This is a genomic window from Paenalcaligenes suwonensis, assembly GCF_011290505.1.
Classification (GTDB): Bacteria; Pseudomonadota; Gammaproteobacteria; order Burkholderiales; family Burkholderiaceae_B; genus Paenalcaligenes; species Paenalcaligenes suwonensis.
The window spans coordinates 43,367-67,540 of the sequence record NZ_JAANPV010000006.1 but is presented as its reverse complement, the minus strand read 5'-3'; the positions used below and the strand labels follow the sequence as shown (position 1 = coordinate 67,540).

Genomic DNA, 24,174 nt, shown 5'->3' with positions numbered 1-24,174 from the left:
CATGGCAAGACACAAAAACAAAGCTGGCGGCGGACGTAATGTCCGCCTTGCCGACCAAATTCAAAAAGATTTGGCGGTGCTCATTCAGCGAGAGATAGATATGTCTCGCGCTGGCTTAATCACGCTGACAGAAGTTGAACTGTCAGCGGATTATGCACACGCTAAAGTGTATTTTACGGTCTTCGGCGCTGAGCCACAGATTGCAACTGAAGTACTGAATGCCAAGGCTGGCTGGCTGCACTCGCAGCTATACCGCTTGTTGCATATCCATACTGTTCCTACTCTGCGTTTCTTCTACGATGATCACGTGGTGCGTGGCATGGCCATGTCCAAGCTGATCGACGAGGCAAACCGTTCTTCTTTCAGTACAGCTACTGACGCTGTTCCTGACGATCCTGACGACGACCAAGCCTGAGTCGGCGCGTCGTTTTTTAGCGGAAAATAAATACGATGGCGAGGCGACAACGCGGACGTGTGCTCGATGGTGTGCTGTTGCTGGACAAAGGTGAAGGTCTGTCCAGTAACCACGCATTGCAACGCGCCCGACGAGCGATGGATGCTCGTAAAGCAGGTCACACCGGCACCTTGGATCCTTTTGCTACAGGGCTGTTGGTGTGCTGCTTTGGTAAAGCAACTAAAATTTCTGGATTGCTTTTGGATGCTGATAAAGCATACGAAGCAGAGCTCACCTTCGGTGCGGAAACTGACTCGGGTGATTTAACCGGTACGGTGGTTGCAACGGCTGAACTGCCTGAAGGTGGGGCTGATAAAGAAGCAGTCCAACAAGTATTACAAGAATTCTTAGGTGAAATTCAACAAATTCCACCTATGTACTCGGCCTTAAAGCGTGATGGTAAGCCGCTGTATGAATATGCACGGCAAGGCATAGAACTGGAAAGACCACCCCGTACGGTAACGATTCATAGTATTGAATTGTTATCCTGTGAAGGGAACACTGCGCGTATAGCAGTGGAGTGCAGCAAAGGCACGTATATCCGAACTTTGGCACAAGATATTGGTCAACGTTTAGGTTATAGGGCTCACCTGACGGCGTTGCGTCGTACGGCTGTGGGACCCTTTCTATTGGAAAAGGCGGTAACGCTGGACACAATACAGGATTCTGAGGAACCTGAATCCCTTTTAATCGGGCTGGCTGATTTACCCGAAACGCTACGCCCAGCTAACCTTAACCTTAAGGAAACATTATGAGTCGCGCATTGCGCAATGTGGCTATTATTGCTCACGTAGACCACGGGAAAACTACCCTGGTTGATCAGCTTCTGAAACAGTCTGGCACGTTTCGTGCGAATGAACATGTTAGCGATCGCGTTATGGACTCTGGCGATATCGAGAAAGAACGCGGTATCACTATCTTGGCCAAAAACTGCGCGGCAGAGTTTGAGGGTACACACATCAACATTATTGATACCCCCGGACACGCTGACTTCGGTGGTGAGGTAGAGCGTGTACTGTCGATGGTTGACGGAGTGTTGTTGCTGGTGGATTCGGTAGAAGGCCCTATGCCTCAAACCCGTTTCGTAACCCGCAAAGCGTTGGAACTGGGTCTGAAACCTATTGTGGTGGTCAACAAAGTTGACCGTCCAGGTGCTAGACCAGATTTCGCTGTAAACGAAACATTTGATTTGTTTGACAAGTTGGGTGCTACAGAAGAGCAGTTGGATTTCCCAATTGTTTACGCTTCAGGTTTGTCCGGTTATGCCGGTTTGACTGACGATGTGCGTTCCGGCGATCTGCGCCCACTGTTCCAAGCTATCTTGGATCACGTGCCTCAGCGTGATGATGACCCAGATGGTCCATTGCAACTGCAAATCTGTTCTTTAGACTACAACAGCTACGTCGGTAAGATCGGTGTAGGCCGTGTAAACCGTGGTCGTGTACGTGCTGGTCAAGACGTGATTCTGAAATTTGGTCCTGAAGGCGAGCCTATCAAAGGCCGTATCAACCAAGTGCAAACCTTTAAAGGTGTGAACCGTCAACAAGTGGAAGAAGCTCAAGCGGGTGACATCGTACTGATTAACGGTATTGATGAAATCGGTATTGGCTGCACACTGATGGATCCTGCTAAGCCAGAAGCTCTGCCATTGCTGCGCATTGACGAGCCTACACTGAGCATGAACTTTATCGTGAACTCCTCGCCATTGGCAGGCCGTGAAGGTAAGTTTGTGACCAGCCGTCAGATCCGTGACCGCTTGGATTTGGAATTGAAATCCAACGTAGCGTTGCGTGTGAATGACACCGGTGACGATACGGCATTTGAAGTATGTGGCCGTGGTGAGTTGCACTTGACCATCTTGTTGGAAAACATGCGTCGCGAAGGCTACGAGTTGGCGGTATCCCGTCCACGCGTGCTGATCAAAGAAGAAAACGGCGTGAAGATGGAACCCTACGAGCACCTGACAGTGGACGTTGAAGACGGTCACCAAGGTGGTGTGATGGAAGAGTTGGGTCGTCGTCGTGGTGACTTGCAAGACATGATCCCTGATGGTCGTGGTCGTACCCGTTTGGAATACCGTATTCCTGCACGTGGTCTGATCGGCTTCCAAGGCGATTTCATGACACTGACACGCGGTACAGGCTTGATGAGTCACATTTTTGACTCCTACCAGCCTATGCGTGAAGGTTCCGTGGGTGAGCGTCGTAACGGCGTTCTGATCAGCCAAGACGATGGTGAAGCAGTTGCATACGCACTGTGGAAACTGCAAGAGCGCGGCAAAATGTTCGTTTCGCCTAATGACCCCGTTTACGAAGGTATGATCATCGGTATTCACAGCCGTGATAACGACCTGATCGTGAACCCAATTCGTGAGAAGAAACTGACTAACGTTCGTGCATCGGGTAAAGATGAGCACATCGACCTGATCACTCCTATCCGTTTGTCGTTGGAATACGCGGTAGACTTTATTGATGACGATGAGTTGGTGGAAGTTACACCTAAGTCCATCCGTCTGCGTAAGCGTCACCTGAAAGAGCATGAGCGTCGTAAGTTTGCTCGTGAAGAAGCATAATCAGGTAAGCGGTATGTAGCTGGTAACAGCTAGAAGAAGCCCATGAGTCCTCTTGGATTTGTGGGCTTTTTTGTTTGGTGGCGTTATGGGTGTGCGGTGTGGTCTTCTGCTCGTAATGCCACCGCCTTAGGCTACGGCAGCAGGTGGTTGCTAAGAGGCTTTTGCATTGCACTCATCACCTATACCGAAGTCAGTAGAATCCAGCAGCAGAAATAAAAACACCCTCTCAAGGAGGGAGTTTTTAGTGCAGCATAGCAATCTTCAAGCAATCATCACTTCAAATTGCCCGTTAAAAATTGCTGCAGCCTTTCACTTTGCGGGGTATCCAGCACTGCTGAAGGACTACCGCATTCTTCCACCACACCCTGATGTAAGAACACAATGTTATTGCTCACTTGGCGTGCAAAGCCGATCTCGTGTGTCACGATCAACATAGTGCGGCCTTCCTCGGCTAACTGTTGCATCACTTTCAGAACCTCACCAACCAGCTCAGGGTCTAGGGCTGAAGTGGGTTCGTCAAACAGCATGACCTCAGGTTCCATGGCCAAGGCACGAGCGATGGCAACACGCTGTTGCTGACCACCGGATAAATGGGCAGGGTACTGTTGCTCGATACTGGTAGGTAAGCCTACTTTGTTCAGGTAATGACGTGCACGCTCCATGGCTTCTTTTTTAGACACTTTCAATACGTGGGTAGGTGCTTCCATGACGTTTTGTAGAACGTTCATGTGGCCCCACAGATTGAAGTGCTGAAACACCATGGTTAGGCGTGTACGCATATCACGTAGCATTTTCAAGTCGGATACACGGGTAGTGCCATTGTCTTTGGTGACGGCATGTATGACTTGGTCGTTGAGTTGCACGCTACCTTGATCTGGAATTTCCAGAAAGTTAATGCAGCGTAAAAAGGTACTTTTACCTGAGCCGCTGGAGCCGATAATGCACGTGACATCGCCTGCATTAGCATCCAGAGAGACACCTTTGAGCACTTGATTCTGCCCATAGGCTTTATGAATGTTTTTAACTTGCAGTTTTTGCATGACTAAGGCTTCAGGGGTTGCAGAGATGAAAGTGTACGTTTTTCAATGATGCGGAATCCGCCTACTAGTACGACGGTAATAGCTAAATACAGCAAGGCCGCTAAACCGTATGAGGCAAAGGTTTCATAGGTGGCCGAGTTGGCGTCCCTAGCAATCTTTAATATATCCGGCACAGTGGCAGTAAAGGCCAACGAGGTGGCATGCAGCATCAAGATGACTTCGTTGCTGTAGGCAGGCAAGGCACGGCGTAGTGCGGAGGGAAGGATCACGCGTCGGTACATGGTGGGGCGTGTCATGCCATAAGCGCGTGCAGCGTCTATTTCGCCAGCAGGCGTGGCTCGGATGGCACCCGCAAAAATTTCTGTTGTGTAGGCGACGTTGTTCAGCACCAAGGCCAACACCATGCAGTTAAAGCCGCTTTGGAAAAAAGCCGCCAGGTTGGGTGTTTCTTTGATGAAGTCTAACCCATATAGGCCGCCGTAAATGAACAGTATCTGTACGTATAACGGTGTGCCTCTAAATACATAAGAGAATAGCCAGATGGGCTTGGAAATGTACCAGCGGGCAGAGTTACGTCCTATCGCGGTAAAAATCGATAAGATAAAGCCAAAGAATAGCGATAACACCAGCAGCCACAATGTGACGGCTAGGCCAGACCACTGTCCGTGGTTGCTATAGAGGTAGGCGCGCCAGAATTCTTCAATCACCGTTACCATAGCTCTGCCTTTTTAATGCCTACAGAGTAGCGGCGATTGAGGAAATAAAACACACTGTTAGATAAGGTAGTGAGCGCGAGATAAATGAGCCCTGTGATGGAAATGAACAGGAACATATGGAAGGTCACGTTCCCTGCATTCTGGGCAACTTTGACTAAATCGTTCAAGCCAATCAGTGACACCAACGCCGTAGCTTTAAGCAGTACTAGCCAGTTATTTTCTAGGCCAGGTAGTGCGTGACGCATCATTTGTGGAAAGAGAACACGGCTAAATACTTGCCAGCGTGACATGCCGTAGGCAATGCCAGCTTCGAGTTGCCCACGAGGAACCGCCATAAAAGCGCCTCTAAAGGTCTCGGTAAAGTACGCGCCATAGATGAAGCCTAGCGTGGCTACACCCGCACTGAAGGGCTCTATATCTATATAGGGTAACGATAAAGCGTCTGTCAGATCGTTTAGGTAAAGCTGCAAGCTGAAGAAAATCAGCAGCAATAATACTAGATCAGGAATGCCGCGTATGACGGTGGTATAGACTGCGGCGCTAAAACGCAAAAGGCGGCTAGGTGCAAATAACTTGCAACTTGCCGCGCCCAGTCCAAGCACAAGAGAAACCGCCAAAGACAGAACGGCTAATTGGATGGTTTCCAGCGTGCCTGCCAGCAGCTGGGGACCATAGCCCATCAGGTACATAAAAAAGATCGCACTAGGTACGAAGCAATCAAGCTTGCTTCGTACGGGTTAAGAAAGAATAGGGTTAAGGCTGTGTGCTAGGTAGCTCAACGTTACCGGGCTCAAAGTACTTAGCAGTAATGGCAGCAAGTGTACCATCAGCTTGCATGTCCAGGATGACCTGATCTACCGCGTCTTTAAGCTTTTTATTGCCTTTACGTACACCAATAGCGATGGGTTCGTTAAGAATAGCGCTGTCGTGAACGGTATCGCCCATCAAGGTGAAGTTAGCACCTTCGGGTTTGGTCAGGAAGCCTTGTACAGCATTAGGGGCTTCTTGGAACGACGCATCAATACGGCCAGAGGCTAAATCTATGTAAGCGTTGGTGTAGCTAGGGTAAGCAATCACTTCTACGCCATTTGGAGCCCATTCTTTACGCGCATGCGCTTCCATGGTGGTGCCTTGTTGCACACCAATACGCAGGCCTTTAAGCGAGTCAGCTGTGGGTTCTAGGTTTTTGTCTTTGTTGGCAACCAGACGAGATGCAACGACGTACAGAGGTGCGCTGAAGTCAATAACTTTGCGACGCGCATCGGTAGCAGTCATGGTGGAGTGGGCCAAGTCAAATTTGCGCGCTTGCAAGCCGGGGATCAAACTGTCGAAAGATTGGTCAACCCATACGCACTCAGCTTGCAGGCGTTTACAGATTTCGTTACCGATTTCTATGTTGTAGCCAACGATCTCACCTGATGGATTCAGGTATTCAAAGGGAGGGTAGCCTGCCTCGGTAGCGATACGGATTTCGGTAAAATCCTGAGCTGCTGCGGTAGCAGTAGCAGCGCTAAAAATAGCCAGAGACAGAAAGCGCAGCAAATTCTTTTTCAAGATGCTCTCCTTGTGGGAATAAGCAGTAATAAGTCTGTAGGATGTAGTAGAAATCATAGCGGTAGGGCTATGTCTGCCAACACGTATAAACCCTGTATCTTACAAGAGGTTAGGGCTACGGTTGGCAGAAAATTGGAGCAAAAGCTTAATGTGGCAGCGTAGGCTCACATGTGGGTTCTAATGCAAATTGCGAGCAGCATGCGTTAACCACTTGCATAACTTCGTCTAAATCGTCGGTGACGGTGATCAAGTCTAGATCGCCGGGGGAAATCAGCTTGTTGCCCAGTAGCTGTTCACGAACCCAGTCAATTAGCCCACCCCAGAAAGCAGATCCCACTAGTACAATGGGTGCAGCAGGTAGTTTGCGAGTCTGCACCAAGGTGATGACTTCAAACACTTCATCCATGGTGCCAAAGCCGCCTGGTAAAGCAATGTAGGCTGAGCTGTGCATGAAAAAAGTCGCTTTTCTGGATACAAAGTATTCGAATTGCAGGCTGTGCGTTTGGTATGGATTGTTGCTGGTTTCGCGTGGTAGGCGTATGTTAAGGCCTACACTTCGACCGCCTGCTTCGTAGGCGCCTTTGTTGGCGGCTTCCATAATACCTGGGCCACCACCAGCAATCAGCATCAGTCCGGCTTCAGCGAGGCGCTTGCCAAGCTCGCATGCCATTTCATAATATTTATTGTCGGAAGGGATGCGAGCGCTACCGAATACACTGATCCCAAAGCCTACTTCCTGTAGTGTTTCTGCGGCGTGTTTTAGTTCTGCTGATATAACGGGAATCTGCTCTGTGGCGGGTAAATGAACATTTTTAGTGTCAGACATGAAACAAACCTTATTATTAGTTGATGGATCCAGCTATCTGTACAGGGCATTCCATGCCATGCCGGATCTGCGTAACGCTCGTGGCGAGCCAACTGGTGCTCTTTACGGCGTCATCGCAATGATGCGTAAAATTTTGCAGGACTATGAGCCAGATTATATGGCCTGCGTGTTTGATGCTAAAGGTAAAACCTTTAGGGATGATCTATTTAGCGACTATAAAGCTAACCGACCATCTATGCCAACAGACCTAGCACAGCAGATTGAGCCCATTCATCGTGCTGTGCGAGCACTGGGATGGCCCGTGATTTGCGTGCCGGGCGTAGAGGCAGACGATATCATTGGCACACTGTCGGTGCAAGCGTCGGCCCAAGGTATTCATAGTGTGATTTCTACTGGCGATAAAGATTTAGCACAGTTGGTAAATCCACACGTAGAGCTGATTAACACCATGAACAATGAGCGCCAAGACATCCAAGGTGTGATTGATCGTTATGGTGTACGGCCTGAGCAAATTATTGATTATTTGATGCTGATTGGTGACACCGCGGACAACATTCCCGGTGTGCCTAAGGTTGGGCCTAAAACGGCAGCAAAGTGGCTAAATGAGTATCAAGACCTGGATACGCTCATTCAGCATGCGGATGAAATTAAAGGTGTAGCAGGACAGAATCTGCGCGACTTTATTCCTAGTTTCGAGATGACTCGTAAGCTGGTGACAGTTAAGTTAGATTGCGATTTGGGCGAGTTGAATGCGTCATTGGATCAATTACGTCCTTTGCCGTTAGATAAAAACACGTTGTTGGATATTTACGAAGACTACGGTTTTAGAACGTGGTTGCGTGAGTTAACGGGCGATGCCACTAGAATTCCTGCGCAAGATGGCCGTGTAGCACCTCGCAAAGCTGCCGTTGAGGTTTCGTCTGATGAGGCCGTAGAGCACCAGTTTCCTGAAGCACCCGCTTCCATACAGTATGAAACGGTCACGACGCAAGCCGACTTGCAGCGGTGGATAGAAAAAATTGAACATGCTGAGCTCACCGCGCTGGATACGGAAACTACCTCGTTAGATCCTATGATGGCCAGATTAGTAGGGGTGTCGTTATCGGTGAAACCGGGCGAAGCCTGCTATATCCCTGTGGCGCACCAAGGGTGCGAGGTGATTGAACAGTTAAGTCCGGCTGTGGTACTGGCGGCGTTGAAGCCGTGGTTAGAGTCGTCTAAGCACGCCAAAATTTTGCACCATGCAAAGTATGATGCGCATGTATTTGCGACTGAAGGTGTGCGTCTACAAGGTATTGCTGAAGACAGCATGTTGCAAGCCTATGTATTGGATTCGCATTTGCGTGTGAATATGGACGATGTGGCACAGCGTTGGCTTAATGTGCAAACCACACCGTATGAAAGCATTTGCGGTAAGGGCGCTAAACAAATTGCGTTTGCTGATGTGTCCGTCGATGTGGCAACTGCCTATGCCTGCGAAGATGCGGATATTACCTTGCGATTGCATCAGGTCATGCGTCCTTTAATTGCTGCGCATGAAGGGTTGGAAGCTACGTATCAGCTAGAACTAGCCACGTCTTCTGTGCTTACCACCATTGAAGCCAATGGTGTGGCTATTAATGCGGATGTGTTACACAAGCAAAGTCATGAGCTAGGCCAGCGCTTATTAGAGCTGGAAGCAGAGGCCTATGAGTTGGCTGGTCAGCCTTTTAACATGAATTCGCCTAAACAAGTGGGCGAGATCTTGTTTGAAAAATTGGGCATACCGGTAGTGAAGAAAACTGCCAGTGGCGCGCCTTCTACAGATGAAGCAGTGTTGACCGAGTTAGCAAATGATTACCCATTGCCAAAACTCATGCTGGAGCATCGTGGTATAGCGAAACTGAAGTCTACCTATACCGACAAGCTACCTAAGATGGTTAACCCCAAAACGAACCGGGTGCATACGCGTTATGCGCAAGCCGCGGTAGTGACAGGGCGTTTGGCGTCATCTGATCCTAACTTGCAAAACATTCCGGTGCGTACAGCGGAGGGCCGCAAGGTGCGTGACGCTTTTGTTGCGACGCAAGGTAAGGTGGTGTCGGCTGACTATTCGCAAATTGAGCTGCGCATCATGGCGCATGTGTCGGGCGATAAGAACTTGCAGCAAGTCTTTGTGGACGGCGGTGACGTGCACAGAGCGACCGCCGCTGAGATCTTCAGTGTGACGCCAGAAGAAGTAACACCAGACCAACGTTATGCAGCTAAAGCGATTAACTTTGGTTTGATTTACGGCATGGGCGAATTCGGTTTGGCGAATAACTTGGGTATTACCCGTGCTGCCGCCAAAGCCTACATTGATCGTTACTTTAGCCGCTATCCCGGTGTGGCGCAGTATATGGAGCGCATCAAAGAGCAGGCCAAAGATCAAGGTTATGTGGAAACTGTCTTTGGTCGTAGGTTGTCATTCCCTGAGCTAAAAACGGCGAAGGGCCCACGAATGGCAGGTGCACTGCGTGCCGCCATTAATGCACCTATGCAAGGTACTGCAGCCGACTTGATTAAAAAAGCTATGGTGGCTGTTCAGCACTGGTTGGATCAAGAGCAACTGAAAACCCTAATGGTGATGCAGGTGCACGATGAACTGGTATTTGATGTGCCAGTAGATGAGGTAGAGCGTTTGAAGGAGGCATTGCCTGGTTTGATGTGTGGCATCGCTACCTTGGATGTACCTCTGGTTGCTGAAGTAGGTGAGGGTGATAACTGGGGGCAAGCGCACTAACTTTTAGCTGTGCTCATCATGATGACGTGTCACCAAGCACTATAAAAAACGCCCGATGATGTCATCGGGCGTTTTGTTTTGCAGACACACGACGGTATGGTGTGTGAGTGTGAAGTGGGGCAAATGCAAGACTGCCCTGTTTTCATTATTGAGCTTGTTGCAGAGCGCGGATGCGATCCTCAATAGGTGGGTGCGACGCAAAGAGGGCTGCGATGCTAGCACCGCCAGAAATGCCAGAGGCTTCGAAGCTTTTTGGCAGCTCGCCGGCTTCTACGTTACCCAAACGTGCCAAGGCGCGAATCATGGGAGTGTGTGAACCCAAGAGAGAGGCAGAGCCTGCGTCGGCACGGTACTCACGGCGACGAGAGAACCACGCTACGATAATGGAGGCCAAGATGCCGAAAATGATCTCACAGACAATAGACGCGGCATAGTAACCCATACCCAGTCCACGTTCATTTTTCATGATGACGCGGTCTACAAAATAGCCTACTAAGCGTGCAAAGAAGATAACAAAGGTGTTTACTACCCCTTGGATTAGGGTGAGCGTCACCATATCGCCATTCGCGATGTGGGCTACTTCGTGGCCCAGTACCGCCATGACTTCTTCTTCATTCATGCTTTGCAGCAAGCCTGTAGACACAGCAACCAATGAATCATTTTTGAAAGCACCAGTAGCAAAAGCGTTGGGTGCGCCATCGTAAATAGCAACTTCTGGTCTGCCAATACCGGCACGGTCGGCCAACTGATGTACGGTTTCTACCAACCAAGCTTCTTGGGCATTGCGTGGTGCTTGTGGGTCGATGACGTGTGCGCCTGTGCTGCGTTTAGCCATCCATTTACTGGTTAACAACGAGATAATGGCGCCGGTAAAGCCGATGATGGCCGAGAACACCAGCAAGGCGGTAGGGTCTAGACCTTCGGCGGTCAGGAAGCGGCCTATGCCCAGTACGTTCATAGCAATGCTAAGAACCAGCATAACAGCCAAGTTAGTAGCTAAGAAAAGCAGGATACGAGTCATGGTTGTTTACCGTGAGGATCAGAAAAATAAATAGACTACTGCGGTGCTGCATAAGTCTTGATGTGGTTATTTTGCGAGAGTAACACCACATCCTAGTAGTTTACTGTGTTATATGCGGTTGAAGACTGCTATTGCAAGATAGGGGGAGTATAGTTTTAATCTTTGACTATTTTCCCTTCCAGCGGATTTCTGCATGCAATCGTTATGGATGTTGGTGGCCAGTTTTATGTTTGCCATCATGGGGGCAGGTATCAAGATCTCTGCCGAATATGACGCAAGCCTGGCACAAATAGTGCTCTTTAGGGGCTTGCCGTCTGTAATCTGTATTTTTGCGTGGGCGCAATGGCGTAAGCGTAGCTTGCGACCGGTAAGCTGGAAAGCGCATCTCTTACGTAATTTGTTTGGCGTAACCTCCATGTGGGCAGGTTTCTTCGCGCTAACCAATTTAAGCCTCTCTACTGCCGTCAGCTTGAACTATACCGGGCCTTTGTTTATTGGTATCTGGATGGTGTTCTTGGGGGGTATGCGTCGCGATTTTGTGAGGGTGTTTGCGGTGCTGTTGGGCTTCGTCGGTGTCATCGCGGTGTTGCGCCCCAGTATCAGCGAGGACCAGTGGTTTGCTGCAACCGTGGGGTTGGTATCGGGTGCTTGCTCGGCGGTTGCCATGATGCAAATTCGTCAGCTAGGAAAAATGGGTGAGTCTGAGTGGCGCACCGTATTTTGGTTTTCAGTCTTTGTGTGCCTATCCAGTATTGGCGGGTTGGGCATACATGGGTGGCACGATCTGCCATGGCAGGGATGGTTAGCACTGCTGTGTGTGGGGGTAGCTGGCTTGGGTGGACAGTTAGCGATGACGCGGGCTTTTGGTGCAGGGTCGCCTTTGTTGTCCGCAGCATTGCAGTATTCCACGATTATCTTTGCCTCTTTGCTAAGCATCGTGATATGGGCAGACGTGCCTGATCTGCTAGCATGGCTAGGTATGGCATTGGTGATTGCGTCTGGTATGTTGTCATCGTGGCGCACATACACAGAATCCAAATTGTTGCGTGGTGAGACCGCAGCAAAAAGTAATTAAGTGAAGGAGTGGCAATGTATAGCTATTTGATTACCGCAGCCGAGCTACAACAAGAACATCAACCTGATTGGCTGTTGTTCGATGTACGACACGACTTAATGAATCCGCAGGCGGGACGGCTCGCTTATGCTCAAGGGCATATTCCTGGCGCTCATTTCTTGGATAACGATTCTGACTTAGTCGGTAAGGTGAACGGTAAAAATGGCAGACATCCTTTGCCTGATCGCTCTACATTTGCCAACTTGATGCGTGCACACGGTTTGGAAAGCCAGACTCAAGTGGTGATTTATGATGCGGGAAATAGCATGTTTGCGGCTCGCTTATGGTGGATGTTGCGGTGGTTAGGTCACGAGAAAGTCGCCATTTTGGATGGTGGGTGGCAAGCGTGGATCGCAGAAAGCGGTAGCGTGGAAACCGATGCGACTACAGCAGGGCGTGTACCTAGCCAGTGGTTGGAAAGTGCTGTGCCTGATATGCCTACGGTGCAAGCTGACGAGGTATTGAAGAACATTGATCACCCCCACTTTGTGGTGATTGATGCGCGCGCTGCTGAGCGTTTCCGAGGAGAGGTGGAGCCTATAGACCCTGTGGCGGGCCATATTCCTGGGGCGTTAAATCGTCCTAACAGTGCTAACTTGCAGGCGGATGGCACATTCAAAAATGTCTCTGCGTTGCGCGCTGAGTTTGCTTCTTTATTAGGCGGACGTCCTGCTGAGCAAGTGGTACATCAGTGTGGTTCCGGTATTACGGCATGTCATAACTTGTTTGCAATGGAATTGGCAGGTATGACGGGCTCTAGCTTGTATCCAGGTTCGTGGAGCGAGTGGGTGAGCGATGCGGATAGACCTGTGGCGGTAGGTGAAGCGTAGTTTTGCGCTGCTGTTGTCATCTGAAGGCCTGAGTTACTAACGATACTCAGGCCTTTTTGTTGGAGCTAACTTCACGGGTTATGCATATACCCCTAGGGTGTGAGTCAGCAGTAGGCAATACACTGTGTCTGCGCGGGGAAAGGGCGGGTGTTAAGCATAAAGCCCTGAGATTTCGCGTAGAGTTGTTACCCTTTAGTCATATGCCGTTAAAATGGCGAAGTTTACCGCTAATGCGGCATGTAGGCTGGGCCCTTTTAGGCCTTTTCAGCCTGAAAGGAAATAGTAATGAGTGATATACAGAACACAGATGCTGCGGGTGCGCCGCTACCCGAAGATTATGAAGGGGCATTAGCCGAGTTAGAACAGTTGGTTCAACATTTGGAAAGTGGAGAGTTATCGCTAGAGCAGTCCATCAACGCCTATCAGCGTGGTGTGGAATTGGCTAAGGTCTGTCAGCAGCGCTTAGAAAAAGCGGAACAACAGGTAAAAGTGCTGCAGGGACAATTGCTCAAACCCCTTGGCGATAACGGCATAGAGGATTGATATGGGTGTAGAGAAAACGGTAGGTGAGGCCTGGTTGCAAGAGCGGGTGCAGCATATGGAGCAAGTGCTGGCGAGTATGTTGCCGGCAGAAGATGTGAAGCCTCAGCGTTTACATCAGGCAATACGTTATGCCGTATTGGGCGGTGGTAAACGTGTGCGTGCTGCCTTGGTGTATGCGGCGGGCGAAGCGGTGCTGCAAGGCGCGGCCCCCACCGCAGCTCAAGAAAAAGCACTAGACCTCGCGGCAGCCGCTGTTGAACTGATTCATGCGTACTCATTAGTGCACGATGACTTACCGTGCATGGACGATGATACGCTGCGTCGTGGGCGTCCTACGGTGCATATACAGTTTGATGAAGCCACGGCTATGTTGGCGGGGGATGCGCTACAGCCTTTGGCATTTGAGTTGTTGGCATCCATGCCTGTGGCTCCAGCATTAACTGTGCAAGCGGTAACGTTACTGGCGAAAGCGGCAGGTTCAATGGGCATGGCAGGAGGTCAGGCTATTGACTGTGAGAGCGTGGGGGTTGCGCTGAACCTTGAGCAATTGCAAGAAATGCATAGGCTGAAAACGGGTGCTATGCTGAAAACCAGCATTGTGTTAGGCGGTATTGTGGCGGGTGCAAGTTCTACTCAGCGACAAATGTTGAACGATTACGGTAATGCGATGGGGTTGGGTTTCCAGGTTATGGACGACATCCTAGACGTGACCGCCGATACCCAAACGTTGGGTAAGACTGCAGGTAAAGATGCAGTAGACAATAAACCTACTTATGTTTCTGTGATGGGGCTGGATGAGGCAAAAGCCTTTTTGGCGTCATTGCATGAGCAGTCGCGTATGGCGATTAGAGCGCTGGGCAATGGTGGTCAGTATCTCAGCTATATGGCAGATTACATTGTTGGGCGAGCTTACTAATTGTTGAACGCAGGCGGCTGTGCTGCCTGCTATTTACGTCTACAATGATCAATTACCTGCAATTTGTATCAAGGCTTGCATAAGTCTTCGTACTGGATCAGTATTTTTTTATGACTACCGTTTCACTTGAACAAATTCAGTCCCCTAAGGATTTACGTGCTCTAAGTCGGGGTGATCTGGACACACTGACGGCTGAGTTGCGTCAGTTTATCTTGCACTCCGTGTCGCGCACGGGTGGGCATTTGTCATCCAACTTGGGAACCGTAGAACTGACGGTAGCCTTGCACTATGTATTCAATACACCACATGACCGCATTGTGTGGGATGTGGGGCATCAATCGTACGCGCACAAAATCCTGACAGGCCGACGCGATCAAATGAGTGGTCTGCGTCAGGCTGGTGGTATTTCTGGTTTTCCTAAGCGCAGCGAGTCTGAGTACGACGATTTTGGCACAGCGCATTCCTCTACCTCTATCTCGGCTGTGTTGGGGATGGCGGTGGCTTCACGCAATCAAGGCATTTCGCGTCAGCATATTGCGGTGATTGGCGATGGCTCAATGACGGCAGGGATGGCCTTTGAGGCACTGAACAACGCCGGCGTTACACCAGGTGTGAATGTGTTGGTGGTGTTGAATGACAACGATATGTCTATTTCACCACCCGTGGGCGCGTTAAACCGTTATTTTGCACGGTTGATGTCGGGCCGCTTCTACGCTGCAGCGAAGCATGTGGGCAAAGCTGTTTTACAGCATGTCCCTCCTGTGCTGGAGCTTGCGCGACGATTCGAAGGGCATGCCAAAAGCGTGTTGGCGCCAGCGACGTTATTCGAAGAGCTGGGCTTTAACTATATAGGCCCTATTGATGGGCACGATCTGGACTCTTTGCTTCCTACCTTGGAAAACCTGCAAGAACGAGGCGGTTTGCAGTTTTTGCACGTGGTTACCCGCAAAGGACAGGGCTACAAGTTAGCCGAGGCTGATCCGGTGCTGTACCACGGTCCAGGTAAGTTTGACCCCGATGTAGGTATACGTCAGGGTAAAGCGGCAAGCTCTCCTACTTATACACAGGTGTTTGGTAAGTGGCTCTGTGACATGGCCGCACACGACAAACGCTTGTACGGTATTACACCGGCAATGCGAGAAGGTAGCGGCCTAGTCGAGTTCGAGGCACGTTTCCCCGAGCGCTATTTTGATGTGGGCATTGCCGAGCAGCACGCTGTGACCTTTGCCGCCGGCATAGCCTGTGAGAAACAAAAACCGGTGGTGGCGATTTACTCTACGTTTTTGCAGCGTGGGTACGATCAGTTGGTGCATGATGTCGCACTACAGGATCTAGACGTTACTTTTGCCTTAGACCGTGCGGGATTGGTGGGGGCGGATGGCGCTACACACGCCGGTAATTACGATATTGCCTTTTTGCGCTGTGTGCCAAATATGGTGATAGCGACTCCATCAGATGAAAATGAAACCCGTCTGCTCTTAAATAGCTGCTATTTGCACGAAGGGCCTGCTTCTGTACGTTACCCTCGTGGTACCGGTACGGGAGTAGAGATAAGCGAGAGCTTGGAAGGTGTGGAAATAGGGAAAGCAGTGGTGCGTCGTCAGGGTAGCAAGGTTGCTATCTTGGTGTTTGGTACGTTGCTGCCTGCCGCCTTGAAAGCAGCCGAGCACAGCAATGCCACAGTGGTAGATATGCGCTTTGTGAAGCCATTGGATGAAGAGTTACTGGTGAAGCTCGCCGCTGAGCACACGCATTTTGTCACCGTAGAAGATGCGGCCATTATGGGCGGTGCAGGTAGTGCGGTTAGTGAATGCTTTGCTAACAACGGCATCATCAAAGCTATGTTGCATTTGGGCTACCCCGACGAATTCATCGACCACGGTGATCAAAAAGTGCTGCATGCCCAATTGGGTTTGGATGCGGCGGGTATTGAGCGGTCCGTGTCGGCCTTCGTGGAAAATAAATAAGCTATTTATACGCTGCGCTCTCGTTATACGCCTGTAGTTAGTGGGGTTATAGTGAGAGCGCAGCGTGTATCTATTTCATAATTAAAGCATTACGATTTTCTCAGTTATGTCCAGGTGGGCATATTTGGACAATTATCATGACGAGTACTACTAAAACGGCTGGAACAATGCCGGACGTGCAAAGCAGTGTGGATACCCGCCACGTTGCGATTCAGAAGGTTGGCGTACGTGGCGTGCGTTACCCGCTTTTCGTTCAGTTGGCTGGCGATGCTGCGCCTACTGTGGGCGAGTGGGAGTTAACCGTTGCGTTGCCTCCTGAAGAAAAAGGCACGCACATGTCCCGCTTCATGGAGTTGCTGGAAAAATATAGACAAACTCCCATCACACCTACGCTGTACTGTCAGATTGCGGCTGAAATGCTGGATCTGCTGAAGGCCGAAGCTGGTGAGATCACCGTTTCCTTCCCGTACTTTATTAACAAAGCAGCGCCAGTGTCTGGTGTACAAAGCTTGTTGGATTACGAGTTGGGCTGGTCGGCTAATGCTGTTCGTACGGACGATGGCGAGGTAGATGTAGAGTTCGAGCTAAGCGTGCTGGTACCCGTGACCAGTCTGTGCCCATGTTCTAAAGCTATCTCTAAATATGGCGCCCATAACCAACGCTCGCACGTTACCGTGAACTTGATGTTAGAGGATCCGGCTGCTGTAGACGTGAATGCGCTGATTCAGCAAGTGGAAGAGCAGGCATCGTGCCAGCTGTGGGGCTTGTTGAAGCGTACAGACGAGAAATACGTGACTGAACAAGCCTACGAAAACCCCAAATTTGTAGAAGATTTGGTGCGTGATGTAGCGGTGTTGGTACGTGATATGCCGTCTGTTCTGAATTACCGCATCGAGGCGGAAAACTTTGAGTCCATCCATAACCACTCGGCTTACGCTGTGGTGGAAGGTTAACGCGATTCAAGTTTGTGCATGATGGGGCTTGTGTGTAAGCCTCATCGCAAGGTAGAATACTTGGTTTCTTGCTCACCCAGTTGTATAGGGTGGGCTGTCGTGTCTGAAAACGTTTTTTCAGGCGATATCCACAAGGAGTTGTTTCATGCGTCACTACGAAGTAGTGTTTATTGTGCACCCAGACCAAAGCGAGCAAGTGCCCGCCATGGTTGAGCGCTATCAGGCGATCATCACTTCTGAAGGCGGTAAAATCCACCGTCACGAAGATTGGGGTCGTCGCCAATTGGCTTACCCTATCCAAAAACTGGTTAAGGCTCACTACGTTTGCCTGAACATTGAAATTGGCCAGAGCACTTTGGACGAACTAGAGCACTCGTTCCGTTACAACGATGCCATCCTGCGTTACTTGGTCGCTAAGACTGATGCTGCTCCTGAAGGCGCATCCGTCATGATGAAGTCCGTTGAGCGTGAAGACAGCCGTCGTGCTAGCGCCGACAGCCAAGCTGACGACGAGGACGAAGTTGACGAGCAGGACGAAGAAGTCTCTGAGTCCTAATTAGGTTCCAACAGCGTACGTGAATCATCTGACATTTACGGCTGTTGTTGCTACCCCCGGGGAGTTACGTTACACCCCAGCGGGATTGCCAGCCATAGAGCTGACACTGCAACACCAGTCAGAAGTAATAGAAGCTGGCCTTAAACGCCGCCTTGATTTTCAGGTTGATGCCGTGGCGCTTGGTGATACAGCCTTGTTGTTAGTCGATGTGCCTCTAGGGGCAACAGTAGATATCACTGGTTTTATCGCCCCGTTGCGTAAAGCGTCGGTACGAATGATTGTGCATATACAAGAAGTACGCGTTCGTTATCCAGGCAGTGCAACGGTTGTTGTGTAAGTCAAGGTGCGGGTTGTACCGCACGAAATAAATTTCCGGTTAAACCGGAACAATACAGAGGTATATCATGGCTTTTGGTCGTAAAGGCGGCAAAGATAAACGCCGCAGATTTGGTCAGCAGAATCCGTTGTTCAAACGTCGTAAATTCTGCCGCTTCACTGTAGCTGAAGTTAAAGAAATCGATTACAAAGATTTGGACACACTGCGTGATTTCATCCAAGAAAACGGCAAGATCATTCCTGCACGTTTGACTGGTACTAAGGCTCATTATCAGCGTCAGCTTGACACCGCTATTAAGCGTGCTCGCTTCTTGGCGTTGTTGCCGTACACCGATAATCACAAATAATTCGGGAGCTAAGTCATGCAAGTTATTCTGCTAGAAAAAGTTGTTAATTTGGGCGATTTGGGCGATGTAGTGCGCGTGCGCAATGGTTACGCTCGTAACTTTTTGCTGCCCCGCAAAATGGCCCGTCGTGCTACTGACAGTGCTATCCAAGAATTTGAAGCACGTCGTGCTGAATTGGAAAAAGCACAAGCCGACCGTTTGGCTGCTGCTCAAGCAGTAGGCGCTAAACTGGCTGAGCACAGTGTAAAACTGGTTCAAAAAGCTGGTGTTGATGGCCGTTTGTTCGGTTCCGTAACAAACATGGACATCGCTGCTGCGCTGGTTGCTTCTGGCTTCACAGACATCGTGCGCTCGCAAATCCGTTTGGCTGATGGTCCACTGAAAGCAATTGGTGAGTACACCGTTGCAGTGGTTCTGCACCCAGACGTGATTGTTGATTTGGCCGTTATCGTTGAAGGCGATATCGACTAATCAGCACGTGAACATGGTACATTTTAAATTGGTGTACCACGTGTGAAAAAAGCCGGCACCTAGCCGGCTTTTTCTTTTGCTTTTCATGGGGTTTAGCGTTGGCTGAAGATATTCCTAATACGGATACTAAACTAGATTATTTGCGTGTTCCGCCGCATTCCATCGAGGCCGAGCAGTCGGTGTTGGGTGGCTTGTTGCTGGATAATGCCGCGTGGGATCGTATTGCTGATATTGTGGTAGATGAAGACTTTTATCGCTTCGATCACCGCATTATTTGGCAGCATATTACGCGTCTAATCGGCTTAGGACGCCCGGCCGATGTGGTGACGGTATACGAGTCGTTATCCACAGCCGGAAAAGCAGAAGAAGTAGGTGGGCTACAGTATTTAAACGCGCTGGCACATAACACGCCATCGGCGGCGAACATTAGGCGCTATGCCGAGATTGTGCGCGAGCGCTCCATGCTGCGTAAGCTGGTGACGGTAGCCGATGAAATTTCGTCTGCGGCCTTTAATCCTCAAGGTAAAGAAGCTCGTCAAATTTTAGATGACGCAGAGTCTCGCGTTTTTCAAATTGCGCAAGAAGGTTCTAGGGGCAGTGCGGGCTTTTTGGAAATCCAGCCGTTGCTGACCCAAGTGGTAGAGCGTATTGACGAGCTCTACCATCGTGAAGGCGATTCCGAGATCACGGGGATCCCTACAGGGTTTGTAGACTTGGATCGTATGACCTCAGGCTTGCAACCCGGTGACTTAGTCATTGTGGCAGGGCGTCCGTCCATGGGTAAAACCTCGTTATCTATGAACATTGGTGAGCATGTTGCTATTGAGCAAGGCTTGCCCGTTGCTGTGTTCTCTATGGAGATGGGGGCCGTGCAGTTGGCCATGCGTATGGTGGGTTCCGTAGGCTTGCTAGACCAACACCGTATGCGTACAGGTAAGTTAGTGGCTGAAGATTGGCCTAAGCTCACGCACGCCGTACAAAAAGTACAAGAAGCACAGATTTATATTGATGAAACACCCGGTTTATCGGGGATGGAAGTGCGTGCTCGTGCACGCCGTTTGGCCAGACAATGCGGAAGGCTAGGCCTCATCATTATCGATTACTTGCAGTTGATGTCGGGTAACTCGGGTAGTGAGAACCGAGCAACTGAGATTTCTGAAATCAGTCGATCCCTAAAAGGGTTAGCTAAAGAGCTGGATTGCCCGCTGATTGCATTGTCGCAGTTAAACCGTAGTTTGGAGCAACGTCCCAACAAACGTCCGGTGATGAGTGACTTGCGTGAATCTGGTGCGATTGAGCAGGATGCCGACTTGATTTTGTTTATTTACCGTGACGAGGTGTATAACCCCGACTCACCGGATAAAGGTACGGCAGAGCTGATTATCGGTAAGCAGCGTAATGGTCCTATTGGTACGGTTCGTGTGGCCTTCCAGGGAGCCAGTACGCGCTTTCTTAACTACACTAGCGGTAACGCCTACGTCGATAACGAATAAGGCTTATAAGGGTGCTGCGCTCATGCGCAGTGCCATGTCAAAAGCCTCACGCAAGGATGAGGGGTCAGCGATTCCTTTTCCAGCAATATCAAATGCGGTGCCGTGGTCTACACTGGTACGTACAAAGGGGAGTCCCACTGTGATGTTTACCCCTTCATCTACCCCCAAATACTTGACCGGAATCAGACCTTGATCATGGTATTGGGCAACTACCACATCAAACTCTCCCTTACGGGCACGCATGAAAATGGTGTCGCCTGGCCATGGGCCACTGACGATTAAGCCTTCGGCGCAGGCTGCTTGTATGGCAGGCGTGATCACCTGTTGTTCCTCTAGCCCAAATTTTCCATCCTCGCCTGCATGGGGGTTTAAGCCTGCTACAGCAATGCGAGGGGCAGCAATGCCTGCTTGCTTACAGGCTAGGTGCGCCAAGCGTATAGCACGTAATTCAGCATCAAAGGTGATGTGGCGTGGTACATCGGCTAAAGCCATGTGTATGGTGACTAGCAATACGCGCAGTTCGTGGTTGGCAAGCATCATGGCAAAGTCTTGGGTTTGTGAGCGTTCTGCCAAAATTTCTGTGTGCCCGGGCGCATCAATACCGCCTGCTTGCATAGCCTTTTTATGCAAGGGGGCTGTCACAATCCCGCGTATGAGGCCGGCTTGTGCGTCATCAATGGCATGGCACAGGTATTCGTAAGCGCCACGTCCTGCCTGAGCATTGATTTCACCAAAAGCGAGGTCGTCAGGCAGGGCTTGCCAGCGATTACGCACCACAATGGTGCCTGCAGGTGGTGTGCTGTTGTCGGGTAGGTTGTGGGCCTCTACAACGGTGATGTGTTGCTCTAGCCCTAGTACTTTGGCGGCTCGTCTAAGTATGCCAGCATCGCCGTACACCACTGTGGGGTGGGGAAGGCCTTGGTGGTGTAGAGAGACTATGAGTTCAGGGCCAATGCCTGCAGCATCACCCATGGTGATCCCCAGAGGGAGGGAGCTAAGGGCTGTCATAATGCAAAAAACAAAAAAGCCCCGGCGAAATGCCGGGGCGGGGTTGGACGATTACAGAGCGTCGTTGGCGTAATCAGCCAATCGGGAGCGCTCACCTCGTTGCAAGGTGATATGACCAGCGTGTGGCCACCCCATAAAGCGATCTACCACGTAGGTTAGACCTGAGCTACCTTCGGTGAGGTAAGGGGTATCAATCTGCGAGAGGTTACCCAAGCAGATGATTTTGGTACCGGGGCCCGCACGGGTCACCAGTGTTTTCATCTGTTTAGGGGTGAGGTTCTGCGCTTCATCAATAATGAGCAGTTTATTGAGGAAGGTGCGGCCACGCATAAAGCTCATGGATTTGATCTGAATTTTGGATCGGATCACTTCCATGGTGCTGCTGCGGTTATTTTCCGTTGACGTGTTATTCGCCCCGCCTTTGCTGTTAGGGCCTAGATGTAGCACTTCTAGGTTATCTTCCAGTGCACCCATCCACGGAGCCATTTTCTCTTCTTCAGTACCTGGCAAGAAGCCGATGTCATCACCTACAGGTACTGTGGCACGCGTAATGATGATGTCGCTATACAGGCGTGTTTCTAGTGTTTGTGTCAGAGCTGTGGCCAAGGCCAACAAGGTTTTACCTGTACCAGCAGGCCCCAGTAGTGAGACGAAATCACAGTCTGGGTTCATGAGCAGGTTTAACGCAAAATTTTGCTCACGATTACGTGCGGTAATGCCCCACACGTTATTTTTGTGATGGCTGTAATCACGAATCGTTGCCAACACAGCGGTGCTAGCGGCCACTTCTTTTACTTGTGCATACAACGGTTGCTCGCCTTCGGTGTAGACGAACTCATTGACATGTAGCTGATTGCAAATGGGGCCATGTATGCGGTAGTACGTCGCGCCAGCTTGCTGCCATGACTCGAGCTTTTTGCTGTGTTGACGCCAGAAATCTTCGGGTAGAGCGCGAGCGCCCTCGTACAGCAAGTCTGAATCATCCAGCACTTGGTCGTGCAGGTAGTCTTCTGCTAGTAAGCCTAGTGACTTGGCTTTCAAGCGCATATTGATGTCTTTAGACACCATCACCACATCTTTGTCGGTGATGGTTTTTTTCAATGCGCTTACAACACTCAAAATAAGGTTGTCAGCTTTGCCCAGAGGCAGCTTAACGCTTAGATCAGCTTCCAGTGCTTCGGTTTGGAAAAACAGCAGCCCTTTGGCTTCGATGTTTCCCAGAGCATTCAGTGGTAAGCCGTGATCCAGCGTATTGTCACCCACTAAACCATCGAGGTTACGGCTGACTTGGCGGGCATTGCGAGCAACTTCAGACATCCCTTTTTTCTGATGATCCAATTCTTCTAGGACCATCATAGGTAGGTAAATGTCGTGTTCCTCAAACTTGAACAGCGAATTCGAGTCGTGCAGCAATACGTTAGTGTCCAGCACAAACAGTTTGTGAGACTGGTTGCGTTTGCTACTACGAATAGGTTTTTTGGTCGTGCTAGGCGGTGTGCTGCGACGTTCAGTGCGCTTCGCCGGTGCAGGGGTTGTGGTTTTTACCTCGGCTGTTGCCACAGCAGGGGGAGGGGAAACCGGTACTGAAGGGGCGGCCACTGACGCTGGTTTGGGGGCTGGTGCTGCTTTCTTGGCGGCACTGGCTGTTTTTTTACTAGAGTTGGTGGTACGGATGCTTTGTGCATCCAGAGTACTACCAAGGCGTTTGGGCAGCGGAGGTAGAGGCATGTATTCAGTGCTCCTGACTGAGTTAGTCCGTAAGTAGTGTGAACAGCTTAAGACTAAAGTTGTTGGACGGCTTCCAGTACATTTTGAACATGGCCCGGGACGCGCAGCCCACGCCATTCCTGTACCAGTTTACCTTCGGCATTCACTAAAAAAGTACTGCGTTCAATACCACGTACCTGTTTACCGTACATGTTTTTCATTTTCATGACAGCAAATAATTCGCACAGTGTTTCATCGGGGTCACTGATTAAAGCAAAAGGTAGAGCCTGTTTCTCGATGAAGCGTTGGTGTGAGCTCATGCTGTCGCGTGAGACGCCAATAATGCGTACACCTAGCTTTTCAAAGTCAGCAATAGCGTCTCTAAAGCCTTGGGCTTCTGTGGTGCAGCCAGGCGTGTTATCGCGTGGATAAAAGTACAGCACATAAGCTTGACCTTTCAGCGATTCTGCAGAAATGGTGCCTTGTGTGCTTTCAGCGCTAAAAGCGGGAATGGGTTGGCCAACAGCCAAGGTAGTCATAGGTGCTCCTTAGAGTAGTAAGGCGGCCACAACCCTGCGGCCTTCAGACATCAAAATATTGTAGGTACGTGCGGCAGCGGGCGTGTCCATGACTTCCACGCCTATGCGCAAACGTAGTAACTCTACGGTAAGAGAAGGGTGCAGCATTTGTTGGCGCAGACCAGTGCCCACCAGTAATACTTCGGGGGCATCGTCAGGCAGTGCTTGTGGTGCACCTTCTAAGAAAGCCATAGGGTCTTGCTTAATATTATCAAGGCCTGCCAGCATGCGCAGCGTATCTGGCGTGATCTGACTGACCGATGTTATGGCCAATGGTTGTACGGCGCCTTCAGGCATAAACCAGATGCTTTGGTGGTGTTTTTCGCGGTTGATTTCCACGTAATCATCGCCATAAGCAGTAATCGTATTTAGGTGAGGATTGTTTTCTTTTTGCAATAGCACGGTGCATCT

26 protein-coding genes are annotated in these 24,174 nt (G+C 50.2%); 16 read left to right on the top strand and 10 right to left on the bottom strand.

The features are described 5' to 3' along the window. The first annotated feature begins 1 nt into the window (after position 1). From rbfA to GY634_RS10410, 4 genes are read left to right on the top strand one after another with little or no spacing between them, the layout of a single operon-like run. Entirely contained in the window at positions 2 to 415 is a 414-nt protein-coding gene (gene rbfA / locus GY634_RS10425) for a 30S ribosome-binding factor RbfA (protein ID WP_166408481.1), read from the top strand. 35 nt (positions 416 to 450) lie between these two features. Then, the gene (truB, locus tag GY634_RS10420; protein ID WP_166408480.1) at positions 451 to 1,209 is read left to right on the top strand and encodes a tRNA pseudouridine(55) synthase TruB; all 759 of its coding nucleotides are present in this window, start codon (positions 451 to 453) and stop codon (positions 1,207 to 1,209) included. Beyond that, positions 1,206 to 3,026: a translational GTPase TypA gene (gene typA, locus GY634_RS10415; RefSeq protein ID WP_166408479.1), complete on the top strand. Its 1,821-nt coding sequence runs from the start codon at positions 1,206 to 1,208 to the stop codon at positions 3,024 to 3,026. Before truB ends, typA begins: the two co-directional genes overlap by 4 nt. 42 nt (positions 3,027 to 3,068) lie before the next feature. Beyond that, positions 3,069 to 3,242: a hypothetical protein gene (locus GY634_RS10410; RefSeq protein ID WP_166408478.1), complete on the top strand. Its 174-nt coding sequence runs from the start codon at positions 3,069 to 3,071 to the stop codon at positions 3,240 to 3,242. A 56-nt stretch (positions 3,243 to 3,298) separates the two neighbouring features. On the opposite strand, the gene GY634_RS10405 is transcribed toward GY634_RS10410, so the two are convergent. The 5 genes from GY634_RS10405 to GY634_RS10385 form a co-directional block, all read right to left on the bottom strand. After that, positions 3,299 to 4,066, bottom strand: coding sequence for an ABC transporter ATP-binding protein (locus GY634_RS10405; RefSeq protein WP_166408477.1), 768 nt, complete (start codon positions 4,064 to 4,066; stop codon positions 3,299 to 3,301). Between the two features lie 2 nt (positions 4,067 to 4,068). Next, positions 4,069 to 4,782: a histidine ABC transporter permease HisM gene (gene hisM, locus GY634_RS10400; protein ID WP_166408476.1), complete on the bottom strand. Its 714-nt coding sequence runs from the start codon at positions 4,780 to 4,782 to the stop codon at positions 4,069 to 4,071. Beyond that, positions 4,776 to 5,471 (bottom strand): ABC transporter permease, encoded by a 696-nt coding sequence (locus GY634_RS10395; protein ID WP_166408475.1) that lies wholly within the window; start codon positions 5,469 to 5,471, stop codon positions 4,776 to 4,778. Before GY634_RS10395 ends, hisM begins: the two co-directional genes overlap by 7 nt. A 64-nt stretch (positions 5,472 to 5,535) precedes the next feature. Continuing rightward, the gene (locus tag GY634_RS10390) at positions 5,536 to 6,336 is read right to left on the bottom strand and encodes a transporter substrate-binding domain-containing protein (RefSeq protein ID WP_166408474.1); all 801 of its coding nucleotides are present in this window, start codon (positions 6,334 to 6,336) and stop codon (positions 5,536 to 5,538) included. 145 nt (positions 6,337 to 6,481) lie between these two features. Then, the gene (locus GY634_RS10385; protein ID WP_166408473.1) at positions 6,482 to 7,162 is read right to left on the bottom strand and encodes an LOG family protein; all 681 of its coding nucleotides are present in this window, start codon (positions 7,160 to 7,162) and stop codon (positions 6,482 to 6,484) included. On the opposite strand from GY634_RS10385, the gene polA reads away from it, so the two are divergent. Beyond that, positions 7,161 to 9,923 carry a DNA polymerase I gene (gene polA / locus GY634_RS10380; RefSeq protein WP_166408472.1) on the top strand — a complete coding sequence of 921 codons (2,763 nt, stop codon included), beginning with the start codon at positions 7,161 to 7,163 and terminating at the stop codon, positions 9,921 to 9,923. The two genes, GY634_RS10385 and polA, sit on opposite strands and share 2 nt — an antisense overlap. Positions 9,924 to 10,068: 145 nt before the next feature. Here the strand turns inward: polA and htpX are convergent, their stop codons facing one another. Next, positions 10,069 to 10,944 (bottom strand): protease HtpX, encoded by an 876-nt coding sequence (htpX, locus tag GY634_RS10375; RefSeq protein ID WP_166408471.1) that lies wholly within the window; start codon positions 10,942 to 10,944, stop codon positions 10,069 to 10,071. Between the two features lie 193 nt (positions 10,945 to 11,137). Between htpX and GY634_RS10370 the strand changes: the two genes are divergently transcribed. The 11 genes from GY634_RS10370 (at position 11,138) to GY634_RS10320 (ending at position 20,470) form a co-directional block, all read left to right on the top strand. Beyond that, the gene (locus GY634_RS10370; RefSeq protein WP_166408470.1) at positions 11,138 to 12,019 is read left to right on the top strand and encodes a DMT family transporter; all 882 of its coding nucleotides are present in this window, start codon (positions 11,138 to 11,140) and stop codon (positions 12,017 to 12,019) included. Between the two features lie 14 nt (positions 12,020 to 12,033). After that, the gene (locus GY634_RS10365) at positions 12,034 to 12,888 is read left to right on the top strand and encodes a sulfurtransferase (protein WP_166408469.1); all 855 of its coding nucleotides are present in this window, start codon (positions 12,034 to 12,036) and stop codon (positions 12,886 to 12,888) included. 285 nt (positions 12,889 to 13,173) lie between these two features. Further along, positions 13,174 to 13,431, top strand: coding sequence for an exodeoxyribonuclease VII small subunit (locus GY634_RS10360; RefSeq protein WP_166408468.1), 258 nt, complete (start codon positions 13,174 to 13,176; stop codon positions 13,429 to 13,431). Between the two features lies 1 nt (position 13,432). Further along, entirely contained in the window at positions 13,433 to 14,347 is a 915-nt protein-coding gene (locus GY634_RS10355; RefSeq protein ID WP_242683683.1) for a polyprenyl synthetase family protein, read from the top strand. A 110-nt stretch (positions 14,348 to 14,457) separates the two neighbouring features. Further along, positions 14,458 to 16,314, top strand: coding sequence for a 1-deoxy-D-xylulose-5-phosphate synthase (gene dxs, locus GY634_RS10350; protein WP_166408467.1), 1,857 nt, complete (start codon positions 14,458 to 14,460; stop codon positions 16,312 to 16,314). A 137-nt stretch (positions 16,315 to 16,451) separates the two neighbouring features. Then, positions 16,452 to 17,267, top strand: coding sequence for a GTP cyclohydrolase FolE2 (gene folE2 / locus GY634_RS10345; RefSeq protein ID WP_166408466.1), 816 nt, complete (start codon positions 16,452 to 16,454; stop codon positions 17,265 to 17,267). 145 nt (positions 17,268 to 17,412) lie between these two features. Further along, positions 17,413 to 17,823, top strand: a complete 411-nt coding sequence (gene rpsF, locus GY634_RS10340) for a 30S ribosomal protein S6 (protein ID WP_166408465.1) — start codon at positions 17,413 to 17,415, stop codon at positions 17,821 to 17,823. A 19-nt stretch (positions 17,824 to 17,842) separates the two neighbouring features. After that, positions 17,843 to 18,160, top strand: a complete 318-nt coding sequence (gene priB / locus GY634_RS10335) for a primosomal replication protein N (protein WP_166408464.1) — start codon at positions 17,843 to 17,845, stop codon at positions 18,158 to 18,160. 67 nt (positions 18,161 to 18,227) lie between these two features. After that, on the top strand, positions 18,228 to 18,506 hold the full coding sequence (rpsR, locus tag GY634_RS10330; RefSeq protein ID WP_135862647.1) for a 30S ribosomal protein S18: 279 nt from the start codon (positions 18,228 to 18,230) through the stop codon (positions 18,504 to 18,506). A 15-nt stretch (positions 18,507 to 18,521) separates the two neighbouring features. Continuing rightward, on the top strand, positions 18,522 to 18,977 hold the full coding sequence (rplI, locus tag GY634_RS10325; RefSeq protein ID WP_166408463.1) for a 50S ribosomal protein L9: 456 nt from the start codon (positions 18,522 to 18,524) through the stop codon (positions 18,975 to 18,977). A 98-nt stretch (positions 18,978 to 19,075) separates the two neighbouring features. Continuing rightward, on the top strand, positions 19,076 to 20,470 hold the full coding sequence (locus tag GY634_RS10320) for a replicative DNA helicase (protein ID WP_242683682.1): 1,395 nt from the start codon (positions 19,076 to 19,078) through the stop codon (positions 20,468 to 20,470). A 3-nt stretch (positions 20,471 to 20,473) separates the two neighbouring features. Here GY634_RS10320 and pdxA read toward each other — a convergent pair whose 3' ends face one another. From pdxA to GY634_RS10300, 4 genes are all read right to left on the bottom strand, one after another. Beyond that, positions 20,474 to 21,442 (bottom strand): 4-hydroxythreonine-4-phosphate dehydrogenase PdxA, encoded by a 969-nt coding sequence (pdxA, locus tag GY634_RS10315; protein WP_242683681.1) that lies wholly within the window; start codon positions 21,440 to 21,442, stop codon positions 20,474 to 20,476. Between the two features lie 87 nt (positions 21,443 to 21,529). Beyond that, a complete protein-coding gene (locus GY634_RS10310; protein ID WP_166408461.1) occupies positions 21,530 to 23,206 on the bottom strand; it encodes a PhoH family protein in 1,677 nt (558 codons plus the stop codon). A 53-nt stretch (positions 23,207 to 23,259) separates the two neighbouring features. Then, positions 23,260 to 23,724 carry a peroxiredoxin gene (locus tag GY634_RS10305; protein ID WP_166408460.1) on the bottom strand — a complete coding sequence of 155 codons (465 nt, stop codon included), beginning with the start codon at positions 23,722 to 23,724 and terminating at the stop codon, positions 23,260 to 23,262. 9 nt (positions 23,725 to 23,733) lie between these two features. Further along, positions 23,734 to 24,165, bottom strand: a complete 432-nt coding sequence (locus tag GY634_RS10300; protein WP_166408459.1) for an Mth938-like domain-containing protein — start codon at positions 24,163 to 24,165, stop codon at positions 23,734 to 23,736. Between the last annotated feature and the right edge of the window lie 9 nt (positions 24,166 to 24,174).